Genomic DNA, 11581 nt, shown 5'->3' with positions numbered 1-11581 from the left:
AAATTGCCGCTGAAGATCTGGCAGAACCTGTAGAGCTGGAACGGCTGCGCGCCTATCTGGACCAGCAACTGGAACCGCTGAAAGGGGCCGTGAGCCGTCTGGCCAACCGCCTGCAACGCCGTCTTCAGGCCCAGCAGAACCGCAGTTGGGAGTTTGATCTTGAGGAAGGCACGCTGGATGCGGGTCGTCTGGCGCGGGTGGTGGCCAACCCCACCACGCCATTAAGCTTCAAGATGGAACACGACACAGAATTCCGCGACACAGTGGTGACCCTGCTGCTGGACAACTCAGGCTCCATGCGTGGCCGTCCGATTTCGATCGCGGCCATCTGTGCCGACGTTCTGGCCCGCACGCTGGAACGCTGCAACGTGAAGGTGGAAATCCTCGGTTTTACAACACGCGCCTGGAAAGGCGGTCTTGCACGCGAGAAATGGCTCAATGACGGGCGTCCGCAACAGCCAGGACGTCTGAATGATCTGCGCCATATCATCTACAAACAGGCGGATGCCCCTTGGCGGCGTGTGCGGCCAAATCTTGGCCTGATGATGAAAGAAGGGCTTCTGAAAGAAAACATCGACGGTGAGGCGCTGGAATGGGCGCACCGCCGCATGATGATGCGGCCCGAACAGCGCAAGATCCTGATGGTGATTTCCGATGGCGCGCCGGTGGATGACAGCACGCTTTCCGTGAACCCCGCCAACTATCTGGAAAAGCACCTGCGGGATGTGATTGCCATGGTGGAAAAGCGCAAGATGGTGGAACTGCTCGCCATCGGTATTGGCCATGATGTGACACGCTACTACGACCGCGCGGTCACAATCACGGATGTGGAACAATTGGCCGGCGCCATGACCGAACAGCTTGCGGCCCTGTTTGACAGCGACCCGCGGGCACGCGCGCGCGTCATGGGCATGCGCAAGGCAGGCTGACATTGACCGGCGAGAGGGGCCAGCCCCTCTTGCCTGTGCGACCTACACCCGAGTTATCATCACTTCGGGCCTGTCATGCTCAGTGGCGCACCCGCTTTGACCCTATATTTTCCCCGTTTGAGGAGATTTATGATGTTTCAGGATTTTGAAGTCACCGCCCGCCCCGAACAGGGGCCTGCGCGACTGAAAGCCCTGCGTAGCAAGCTGAGCGAAGCGGGGGTTGATGGTTTTCTGGTGCCCCGCGCGGATGCCCATCAAGGAGAATATGTTGCGCCACGTGACGACAGGCTGGCCTGGCTCACGGGCTTCACCGGCTCTGCGGGCTTCTGTGTGGTACTACAAGACAAGGCCGGCGTCTTTGTTGACGGGCGCTATCGCACACAGGTGAAAGAGCAGGTTGCGGACTGCTATACCCCCGTGGATTGGCCGGATGTCTTGCCGGGCCCATGGATCGTTAAACACCTTGGTGCGGGCACTGTGGGCTTTGACCCTTGGCTCTACACCATTGGACAGCTTGAAGCCCTGCAGCAGGCTGTTGTCGGCACCGGCATTGAATTTATTCCAATGGCCAACCCCGTGGATGCCATCTGGGAAGATCAGCCCGCCCCTCCAATGGCCCCGGTCAAGGCCCATCCGACCTCTGTCGCGGGTGAAGCACATGGGGACAAGCGGGCGCGTCTGGCCGCTGATTTGCATGCCAAAGGCGAGACGGGCGCAGTGATTACCCTGCCTGACAGCATTGCATGGCTGCTCAACATTCGTGGCGCGGACATTCCCCGCAATCCGCTGGCACATGGCTTTGCCATTCTGAATGCCGACGCTTCGGTCGATCTTTTCATGGCCGAGAGCAAACTGGAGGCGGTGAAAGAACATCTGGGTGGCGCGGTGCGCGTACACAGCCCCGATGCCTTTATTTCCCACCTCGCGCAGCTTGACGGGGTTGTGCGTCTGGACAAAGCCAGCGCGCCGATCGCCGTTCAGGCCGCCGTTGCGAAAAGTGATGCGCAGATGTCTTACGGGCAAGACCCCTGTGTGATGCCCAAGGCGCGCAAGAATGCCGCTGAAATTGCCGGCATGGCCGAAGCCCATCTGCGAGATGGCGCCGCGGTCACAAGCTTTCTGAGCTGGTTTGAGACACAGGACAAAACAGCCCTGACCGAAATTGATGTGGTCAAAAAGCTGGAAGAATGCCGCCGCGCCACCAATGCGCTGCTGGACATCAGCTTTGAAACCATCGCTGGCACTGGCCCCAATGGGGCGATCATGCACTACCGCGTGACCGAAGAAACCAATCGTCCACTGGCCGAGGGCGATCTCATGGTGCTCGACAGTGGTGGCCAATATGCCGATGGCACAACCGACATCACCCGCACCTTGTCTGTGGGTGATGTGAGCGACGAGGCCAAAGTTGCCTTCACCCGCGTGTTGCAGGGCATGATTGCCGTGACCCGTATGCGCTTCCCCAAAGGTGTGGCTGGATGCCATATCGAAGCGATTGGTCGCTTGCCTCTGTGGATGGCCGGGCAGGATTTTGATCATGGTCTGGGGCATGGTGTGGGGGCCTATCTCTGTGTGCATGAAGGCCCGCAGCGGCTTGCGCGGATCAGCGACACCCCGCTGGAGCCCGGCATGATCCTGTCAAATGAGCCCGGATATTATCGCCCCGGCGCATTTGGGATTCGGCTGGAGAACCTGATTGTGGTGGAAGAAGCCCCCGATTTGCCCGGTGGCGACGATCATCGTGCCATGCTTCAGTTCCGCACTTTGACATATGCTCCGATTGCGCGTGAAATGATCGTTGTGGACATGTTGAGCCCAGACGAGCGGGATTGGCTGAACGCTTATCATGCGACGTGTCGTCAGGTTTTGTCGCAGCGACTCGCGCCAGAAGACAAACTATGGTTGGATGCAGCCACCGCAGCCCTCTAGATATGACGGCGCGTCGGGACAAGATGCCGCAAAGTGCACCGCAGCGGGTGACATTTTTGTGTCACGCTCTGCGGATATCAACGCCGCACAACGGTAAGGGGACCAAAAATGAGCAGTAAAATCACCATTCGCAAGGCTGAAGGCAATTGGGTTGTCCGCGCAGGCGGCGCGATTCTCGGCGAAAGCACAAATGCTCTGGAACTGAGTGAGGGCGATATGGCCCCTGTGATCTATTTTCCGCGCAGCGATATTGCCACGGCTTTCCTTGATGACAGCGACAAGCGCACCCACTGCCCTCTCAAAGGGGATGCGTCCTATTTTTCGATTGTCACCAAGAGCCAGACCATCAAAGATTCTGCCTGGAGCTATGAAGACCCCATCGCAGATGTGGCGCGCATCAAGGACCATCTGGCGTTTCACACCTCTGATCTGGTGACCGTTGAACGCGTCTAATTGCGCAGGCTTCGACTTGGCGGGGCCTTGCTCCTTCCTAGGTATCGGTTTCTGGTATGATGCGCGTTTCCATTGAAAACCTGTCATTTGCATGGCCTGGTCAAGCACGGCCCGTGCTCAACATTGATGTGTTTTCTTTGGAGGCGGGCGAACGCGTCCTGTTGCAAGGCCCAAGTGGCAGTGGCAAATCAAGCCTGCTGTCCGCGATTTCAGGCGTGGTCGATCTGCCAAAGTCCACGGTAAAGGTTGTGGGCCAGGACATGGGCGCACTCACGCCACAGGCCCGCGATAGATTTCGCGCAAACCACATCGGGATGATTTTTCAGGGGTTCAATCTGATCCCATGGATGACAGCAGAGGAAAATGTCTGCCTGCCGCTCAAATTCTCAAAACGTCGCAAGGCGCAACTCAACAAACCAGCAGAGCAGGTTGCACAGGGGCTGATGGCTGCACTGGGGCTGCCAGAGCCGCTTTGGCAGAGGTGTTCAAGCGCCCAGTTGAGCGTCGGACAACAACAGCGTGTTGCGGTGGCACGGGCGCTCATGGGTGCGCCCGAACTTATCTTGGCGGATGAACCAACCAGCGCTTTGGACGAGCTTGCAAAACACAGCTTCCTCGATGTCATGATGGCACAGGTTGCCAAAACAGGCGCAAGCCTGTTGATGGTGAGCCATGACACAACGCTGGCCCCGCATTTTGATCGCGTTGTACAGCTGTCTGACATCAACAAATTTCCTCAGCGCGAGGCGGAGTGATGCTGAAGATTGCCTATCAAAGCCTGTGGAACCGCCGGTTTATCGCCGCGCTGACACTCTGCGCCTTGGCTTTGAGTGTGGCCTTGATGCTCGGCGTGGAACGCCTGCGCGACAGTGCCCGTCAGTCCTTTGCCAATGCGGCTTCCGGCGTCGATCTGATTGTCGCACCGAGGGGCAATGACGTTCAGATCCTGATGGCAACGGTCTTTGGAGTGGGCTCCACCGGATCCGGGATGAGCTGGCACAGCCTGCAGGAGCTGCGCAGTTTGCCAGCTGTTGCCTGGGCCGTTCCCCTGATGATGGGCGACAACCACCGGGGCCACCCTGTGATCGGCACCGAAGCAAGCTATTTTGTGCATTTTCGACACAGCAACAAACAGCCGCTCACCTTTGCCAGCGGTGCCGCCTTTGCAGATCCAGATGAGGCTGTCATTGGCGCGGAACTGCAAAAACGTTTTGGCTATGAGGTCGGCACAAAAATCGTGAACGCCCATGGCGTGGGGGCCGTGGCCTTTGACATGCATGACGACGCGCCCTTCACCGTTGCAGGCGTTTTGGCCCCCACAGGCACAGCTGTGGATCGCATGGTGTTTGTGTCGCTGGAAGGCTTTGAGGCCCTGCATGCCCCGCGCGCGCCTCTTCTGGCGGATCCGTTGGCCCGTTTGGGCACGGACAAACCGGCGGGGGAAGCGTCCGCAGCCACGTTGCAGTGGCAAGACACTCCGGCGCAAGCCTCTGGCGATGAGGAAGCCCCTACATTTGTCCCTCAGCAACTCAACGGCGTCTATGTGGGGCTTCAAAATCGAAGCGCGGTCTTGGCCGTGCAGCGTCATCTGGCAACCTACGAGACAGAAGCCTTGAGTGCGGTTATGCCCAATGTGGCGCTCTTGCAGCTTTGGTCGATCACCGGCACCGCCGAGCAGGCCCTGCGCGTGATGGCCGCAGCCGTGGCGCTGGCGGGGATGATTGGCATGGTCGTGATGCTGTCTGCCGCATTGGAAACTCGGCGACGTGAATTTGCCATTTTGCGATCCGTCGGGGCAACGCCTCTGCATGTGTTCGGCCTGATCGTGCTGGAGGCGGCTTTGCTGACGCTCTTGGCGCTGGTCTTGGGGCTGTGCCTTTTGTGGGCATCCACATTGGCAGCCAATCCCATCGTGTTTGATCAGTTCGGCTTTAGAATGCAGATGGACTTTTTCGCACAAGGCGACTTAAAGCGGCTCATCGCGATATTTTGTTTTGGCATGCTGGCCAGCCTTCTGCCAGCGTGGCGCATGTACCGCATGACGCTGGCGGATGGTTTGACCACACGGCTCTGACAGCATTGATGCGGAAACAACAGATGAGTTTTAGGATGCAAATGACCTCGTTTCTGATGCCCGCAGCCGGAGTTTTGAGCCTTGTGGTGATCGGCACAGCCGCCTTGGCGCAAACGCGCAATATCGGCTGGGACGAGCTGTCTGGGCCCACGACACCCATTGAAAATCCGTTTGAAACGCTCTCAAATGCGCAAATGGACCGGCTGGCGCAATTGTTGCGGCTGGACATGCTCGCAACGGAAGATGGCGACACAGAGGCCGCCACACAGGCCAAGGTTATGCGTGGGGAATTCACCGCAGAAGGCATTGATGCGGATTTCCTATTTGCTGAACGGTTGCGGATTATGGCGCAGCTACAGGCGGAATCCACTGCCTCAAATCCTGAGATCATTGGCGAGAGTATCCGCCTGCCCGGCTACCTGTTGCCACTGGAAATGGAGGGGGAGAAGGCGGTGGAGTTCCTGCTGGTGCCCACCGTGGGGGCCTGTATTCACACGCCCCCCCCACCGGCCAATCAGATCGTCCGTGTCAGCTATCCAGATGGCTTTCCCGCAGAAGGCTTTTATACGCCGATCTGGATCACGGGGGCCCTTGAAGAGGAGCTCGTGCGCCAATCGCTCTTTATGGTGGATGGCGACACGGAGGTTGATGTGACCTACCAGATGAAGGCAGAGACTGTAGAGCTTTACGAATATTAACCGCTCAGGAATGTTCCTCTGCGGCCGTCTCCGCCAGCGCCTTGTTATAGGCACGCAGCGCATCCACATGAAAGACCGCCCCAAGCAGGACGGGGGGCTCTCCCTCGTTACCAAGCCGTACCACAGGCAGATAGGCCGCATTTAAGGTCTCAAACAGAGGCATCGCGCCTTCCAATGTGGCATTGCGATCCAGATACTGCCCTTCTGAGATCATCTCCCAACACAGGTCTTCCTGTGCAGCGCGGGGGTGATCGGGACGGCGCATGATCTTTGTCACATTAAACATGGCCAAAAGGTAGGCCTGCGGGCCCGCTGCAATATGCACATTGCGGCGCTCCAGCTGCGTCAGGAAGAACGATCCATCCACAAGGCGCGAACTGAGCGCAGTGGAAATCGACACGGCCACCATCACGGCGAGACCGGTTTGCCAGTCTCCTGTCATCTCAAACACGATCAAAGTGGTGGAGATTGGCGCGCCCAGAACCGCCGCCGCAACGGCCCCCAGCCCCGCAAGCGCATAGAGCGTGGTGGTTCCTGAGACATTTGGAAAAATGGCCGTCGCGATCATGCCAAAGGCAAGCCCTGTCAGAGCCCCGACCATGAGCGCGGGAGAGAACACGCCGCCGCCCATGCGCCCGGCCATCGTGACTGACACGGCAATCACCTTCAGAACCGCAAACACCATCGCCTCATGGAGCAGCAGATTTCCTGTGAGTGCGGCGGAGGTGGTTTCATACCCCACACCAATAATATGCGGGAACCAGATCGCCATTGCGCCAAGCAGCAGCCCTGAGATTGCCGGGCGCAGCCAGCGTGGGATGCGCAGATCTTCCTGCAAGTGGTTGGCCATATCCTCGGCCCAGAAGATCGTCCACATCAGCGCGACAGCGACCATGCCACAGAGGCCACCAAGGATCAGGAAGGCCGGAAGCTCATGATAAAACTGCAGCGCTGTGCCGGTGTTTAAGGTGAATTCCGTGACATCTCCAAACTCAAGCCGGTTGATCACGGTTCCCGCCACAGAGGCGATCACAATGGGCGCAAAGGCATGGACCGCAAAGTGGCGCAGCACCACTTCAAGCGCAAAAAGCGCGCCCGCGATCGGTGCATTAAACGAGGCAGACACCGCCGCCGCCACAGCACAGCCCAGAAGATCGCGCCCGGTGATGCCGTCTGCGCGGATCTTGTCACTGACCCAGCTGGCAATCACGCCAGCCATATGCACAACAGGACCCTCACGCCCGGTCGAGCCCCCAGAGCTGAGCGTGATCAGAGAGGCAAAAGCAGAGGCGATCCCGGCTTTCCGTTCCACCCGCCCGTCATAGAGCGCGGCCCCCTCAATCACATCCGCGACGGAACGCACGCGCCCATCCGGCGTAAATCGGTTCAGAATGAGGCCCACGAGCAAACCGCCAACGGCCGGGATCACCAAAAGCCAATACCAAGGCAGCGTGTTGGCAAAGCTGTGCAGCATATTGATGTCTTCGGCGCCGTAGAGCGTGGATTGCAGAAAATGGATCCCCTTGCGAAACAGCAGGGCCGCAAATCCCGCCGCAATCCCGATGCACAGGGCAATGATCCAAAACTGAAACTGGCTGGGGCCTTTGTTGAGCAGCACCTTCCAGCCACCTCGGCAGGTGTTGGCCGCGTCTTGCGCGCTTTCCGCCAAAAATGAGCCAACCGACTTCGCCATGAGAGTGTATTTTCTCCGGGTGGGGCACCAAAGGGTGATCTTCTTCGATCTAGTCCGTTTTTAGGTGTAGCGCAAAGGCGTAAGCAGAGCGTTTCACAGCAAAGTGGCGCAGCGTGTGCAAGACAGCACGCCTCGCGCCCAGAAGTGCAGATGACGATCAGGTCAAAAGCGACTTGGCGGCGGCGCGCGCTTCTTTTGTGATGGTGTCACCGGAAATCATCCGAGCCACCTCATCGACGCGCTCTTTCTGATCCAGAGGCACAACCCGGCTCAGGGTCTGGTCGTTTTTCACGGATTTCTCCACGCGCCAATGATGCGCGCCCAAAGCCGCCACCTGTGGCGAATGCGTCACCACAAGCACCTGACCGCCCTCGGCAAGAACTTTCAACCGACGCCCCACCGCATCGGCGGTTGCCCCGCCCACGCCGCGATCGATTTCATCAAAGATCAGGGTCATACCGCTGATATCACTGGTCAGACAGACTTTCAGAGCCAGAAGGAAACGGCTCAGTTCCCCGCCTGAGGCAATCTTGGCCAAAGGCCCGGCAGGAGCACCCGGGTTGGTGGCCACAACAAATTCAACAGCGTCCCGTCCCTCAGGTCCTGGCTCCCCGGCGCTGAGCCGTGTCTGAAACACTGCGCGCTCCATTTTGAGTGGTGCGAGTTCTGCCATGACAGCGGCATCAAGCGCTTGCGCCGCGCTGGCGCGCAGCTTTGTCAGGGCGGAGGCCGCCAGATCATACTCGGCTTCGGCGGACTTCAGTGCGGCCTTCAACTCGGCAATATTGCCCTCCCCCGCGTCCAATGCGGTGAGGCGGGTTCGTAGATCATTGGCAAATTGGCCAAGCTCGTCCGGGATCACCCCATGTTTGCGCGCCAAACCCCGAATGGCAAAGAGCCGCTCTTCGATTTCTTCCAGTTCATGTGGATTGAACTGCAGGGCATCAAGACAGCGTTCAATCCCATCCACGGCATCGCTAAGCTCATTAAGCGCCCGCTCCAGCGCCGCAACCGGGGCTTCAAGCGCGCCGCCCGTCTCACCTGCCGCACCATCCAACCAGCGCAAAGCATCCCCCATGGCACTCTCAGCGCCCCCATTGCCAAGGGTCGCATGGGCGCGGCTTACGTCTTCGCGCACTTTTTCCGCCCCCTGCATCAGGCGGCGCCGGGTGTCGAGGTCTGCCTCTTCATTGGGTTGCGGATCAAGTTTATCGAGCTCTGTCACCGCGTGCCGCAAGAACTCTTCTTCGTCCTTGGCTTCGGCCAGCGCAGCCTCTGCCGCAGCCAATGCCTTACGCGCACTTGTGACGGCTGCCCAGCTTGACCGGGTGTTGCGGCGCAACTCCGCGGTCTCTGCAAAAATATCGAGCAGATCACGGTGCCCCTTGGGATTGAGCAGACCGCGATCATCATGTTGCCCGTGCAATTCCACCAACGTTTCCGACAGGCGGCGCAATACTTCGCCAGACACACGGCGGTCATTCACCCATGCGGTCTTGCGCCCGTCGGTGCGATTGACACGCCGCAAGATCAATTCCTCGCCCCCCGGCAGGCCCGCATCTTCCAAAATGGCGTGCGCCGCATGGCCTTCTGGCAGATCGAACTCGGCAATCACTTCGCCCTGCTCTGCTCCGGCCCGCACAAGCTCTGCGCGCCCACGCCATCCCAGAACAAACCCCAGACTGTCCAGCAGAATAGATTTGCCCGCCCCGGTTTCCCCGGTCAGCACGTTTAGACCCGGCTGGAAGGCAAGTTCCAGATGGTCGATGATAAGCATGTCGCGAATATCAAGCGAGCGCAGCATCTTCGGTCACACGACAGGGAGCCCCCTGCCCCCCTTTACAACCATTGGCCCTGCACGGTCTGACGGTACACCTGGCTGAGCCAGCTACTGCCTTCAGGCTTTGCTTCCAGACCATTTTCACGCAGCAGCTTGTAGCTGTCTTCATACCATTCCGTGGCTTGGAAATTGTGCCCCAAAATAGCCGCTGCGGTCTGCGCCTCAGAAACAAGCCCCAAAGACAGATAGGCTTCGACCAAGCGGTGCAATGCCTCTGCAGTGTGCGTGGTGGTCGAAAAATCTTCCACGACAACACGGAATCGGCTGATGGCAGCCGCATAATGATCCCGACGCAGATAATACCGTCCAATTTCCATTTCTTTGGAGGCAAGATGATCAAAGGCAAGATCGAATTTCAAAATCGCGGAGCGCGCATATTCACTCTCCGGATAGATTTCGATGACCTTGCGCAACTCCTGAAGCGCCTGAAAGGTCAGCCCCTGATCGCGTCCGACCTCATCAATCTGATCATAGTAGCTCAGCGCCAGAAGATACTGCGCATAAGCTGCGTCTTCGTCAGCCGGATAAAAATCAATATAGCGCTGAGCCGCCGCGCGGCTTTCAGGATAGCTCTTGTCGGCATGATAGGAAAACGCCTGCATGATCAGCGCACGCTTGGACAATTCCGAATAGGGATAAAGGCGTTCAATTTCCGAAAAGAAGAAAGCCGCATCCGTGCCACGATCTCGCGCCAGCTCAAATTCCCCGCGCTCATAAATCTGCTCGGGTGTGAATTGCTCAAGGTCCAGCGTGCCGCTGCGGGCATCACTCACATCGTTGTCACTACACGCGATAACAAATGCCAACGCCAGAACCGATCCAAAAAGGCGGGTGCGCGCTCCGATGCCTGCCATAGTGCTCAACCTTCTGCTCCCTACGGGAAACTCCCGCGTCTTTCCCAAGCTGTTAGCACAGAAATTTCCGAGGCAAAACGCCTTTGGCAGGAATTGTCTCACAGGTGTTAGGCAACTGCCGGGAATTCGCCGATGTGCACACCAGCCCCAGGAAGACGCGCCGCCTGTTGCGGGGTGCATTGCACAAGACGCCAGTTGGAGGGATCCGAAAAAAGCTCGCGCAGCAAAGCATTTGTCAGAGAATGCCCGGCCCGATGACCACGGTAATGCGCCAGCATGGGTGCACCGGCCAGGTAGAGGTCTCCCATGGCATCCAGCATCTTGTGACGCACCGGTTCATCCGCGTGCCGCAGCCCACCGGCCGCCTTCACATTTGCGCCATCAAACACCACCGCGTTTTCCTCGGGGCTGCCGCCAAGCGCCAGACCGTTGGCACGCATTGCATCCACGTCCGCCTGACGGCAGAACGTGCGGCTGTCACAAAGCTCACGGACAAAACTGCCATTGGCAAGGTTAAGCTCTTTGGTCTGCTGACCAATGGCCTCATCAACGAAGTCGATGTGGAAATCGATCCGCATTTCCGCAGCCGGATGCAGCTCTGCGATGGCTTCGCCACGCTGAACGGACACGGGCTTGAGAACTTCAACGGCCCACACGGGCATGGCTTGGGACACAATGCCCGCTTTCAAGAAAGCCTGCACAAACTCTGCCGCGCTGCCATCCAGAATAGGCACTTCTGGGGCATCGATTTCGATCAAAGCATTATGAATGCCGCAGCCCGCGAGCGCAGCCATCAGATGTTCAATGGTGGAGACCGAAACGCCCGCCTCATTGACGATACGGGTGCAGAGCGCAGTTTGCTCAACAACATCCCAGCGCGCCGGGATCATGGCATCCCCGATCAAAACATCCGTGCGCTTAAACCAGATACCATAGTCAGCAGAGGCCGGTCGCACAGCCATGTGCACCTGAGCGCCCGAATGAAGACCAGTACCGGAAAAATGAGCTGATGACTTTAATGTGGCTTGCACGAGTTTCCCCAAGGTGACGCGGCACACCCTTGGCCGCATCATTGAGGTAGTGGGTTCAGCCCGTCATCTCAAATAAAGCT

At 58.5% G+C, this 11581-nt stretch carries 10 protein-coding genes; 6 read left to right on the top strand and 4 right to left on the bottom strand.

Annotated features, from left to right (window positions below):
* The 6 genes from SHM7688_RS20055 to SHM7688_RS11595 all read left to right on the top strand — a co-directional run.
* Nucleotides 1-929: cobaltochelatase CobT-related protein (locus SHM7688_RS20055; RefSeq protein WP_442456233.1), on the top strand; the 929-nt coding region annotated here is incomplete at its 5' end.
* A 132-nt stretch (nt 930-1061) separates the two neighbouring features.
* Nucleotides 1062-2858 carry an aminopeptidase P family protein gene (locus SHM7688_RS11615; protein WP_058240245.1) on the top strand — a complete coding sequence of 599 codons (1797 nt, stop codon included), beginning with the start codon at nt 1062-1064 and terminating at the stop codon, nt 2856-2858.
* A 108-nt stretch (nt 2859-2966) separates the two neighbouring features.
* Entirely contained in the window at nt 2967-3311 is a 345-nt protein-coding gene (locus tag SHM7688_RS11610; protein ID WP_058240103.1) for a DUF427 domain-containing protein, read from the top strand.
* Nucleotides 3312-3424: 113 nt separating this feature from the next.
* Nucleotides 3425-4066, top strand: coding sequence for an ABC transporter ATP-binding protein (locus SHM7688_RS11605; protein ID WP_233486611.1), 642 nt, complete (start codon nt 3425-3427; stop codon nt 4064-4066).
* On the top strand, nt 4066-5385 hold the full coding sequence (locus tag SHM7688_RS11600) for an ABC transporter permease (RefSeq protein ID WP_058240101.1): 1320 nt from the start codon (nt 4066-4068) through the stop codon (nt 5383-5385). Before SHM7688_RS11605 ends, SHM7688_RS11600 begins: the two co-directional genes overlap by 1 nt.
* A 35-nt stretch (nt 5386-5420) precedes the next feature.
* On the top strand, nt 5421-6083 hold the full coding sequence (locus tag SHM7688_RS11595) for a DUF3299 domain-containing protein (protein ID WP_058240100.1): 663 nt from the start codon (nt 5421-5423) through the stop codon (nt 6081-6083).
* 4 nt (nt 6084-6087) lie between these two features.
* Here the strand turns inward: SHM7688_RS11595 and SHM7688_RS11590 are convergent, their stop codons facing one another.
* From SHM7688_RS11590 to lpxC, 4 genes are all read right to left on the bottom strand, one after another.
* On the bottom strand, nt 6088-7776 hold the full coding sequence (locus tag SHM7688_RS11590; protein WP_058240099.1) for a chloride channel protein: 1689 nt from the start codon (nt 7774-7776) through the stop codon (nt 6088-6090).
* Between the two features lie 157 nt (nt 7777-7933).
* Nucleotides 7934-9580: a DNA repair protein RecN gene (gene recN, locus SHM7688_RS11585; RefSeq protein ID WP_058240098.1), complete on the bottom strand. Its 1647-nt coding sequence runs from the start codon at nt 9578-9580 to the stop codon at nt 7934-7936.
* Between the two features lie 35 nt (nt 9581-9615).
* Nucleotides 9616-10470 (bottom strand): outer membrane protein assembly factor BamD, encoded by an 855-nt coding sequence (locus SHM7688_RS11580; protein ID WP_058240097.1) that lies wholly within the window; start codon nt 10468-10470, stop codon nt 9616-9618.
* Nucleotides 10471-10577: 107 nt separating this feature from the next.
* Nucleotides 10578-11501 (bottom strand): UDP-3-O-acyl-N-acetylglucosamine deacetylase, encoded by a 924-nt coding sequence (lpxC, locus tag SHM7688_RS11575; RefSeq protein WP_058240096.1) that lies wholly within the window; start codon nt 11499-11501, stop codon nt 10578-10580.
* Nucleotides 11502-11581: the final 80 nt, after the last annotated feature.

It is taken from the genome of Shimia marina (genome assembly GCF_001458175.1).
Taxonomy (GTDB): domain Bacteria; phylum Pseudomonadota; class Alphaproteobacteria; order Rhodobacterales; family Rhodobacteraceae; genus Shimia; species Shimia marina.
The sequence above is the reverse complement of the archived record's forward strand: the minus strand, read 5'-3'. Positions and strand labels throughout refer to the sequence as shown.

Coding starts and splice junctions, on each gene's coding strand:
- SHM7688_RS11615 (WP_058240245.1), top strand. CDS start 1,062: ATGTTTCAGGATTTTGAAGTCACCGCCCGCCCCGAACAGGGGCCTGCG.
- SHM7688_RS11580 (WP_058240097.1), bottom strand. CDS start 10,470: ATGGCAGGCATCGGAGCGCGCACCCGCCTTTTTGGATCGGTTCTGGCG.
- SHM7688_RS11595 (WP_058240100.1), top strand. CDS start 5,421: ATGCAAATGACCTCGTTTCTGATGCCCGCAGCCGGAGTTTTGAGCCTT.
- recN (WP_058240098.1), bottom strand. CDS start 9,580: ATGCTGCGCTCGCTTGATATTCGCGACATGCTTATCATCGACCATCTG.
- SHM7688_RS11600 (WP_058240101.1), top strand. CDS start 4,066: ATGCTGAAGATTGCCTATCAAAGCCTGTGGAACCGCCGGTTTATCGCC.
- SHM7688_RS11590 (WP_058240099.1), bottom strand. CDS start 7,776: ATGGCGAAGTCGGTTGGCTCATTTTTGGCGGAAAGCGCGCAAGACGCG.
- SHM7688_RS11610 (WP_058240103.1), top strand. CDS start 2,967: ATGAGCAGTAAAATCACCATTCGCAAGGCTGAAGGCAATTGGGTTGTC.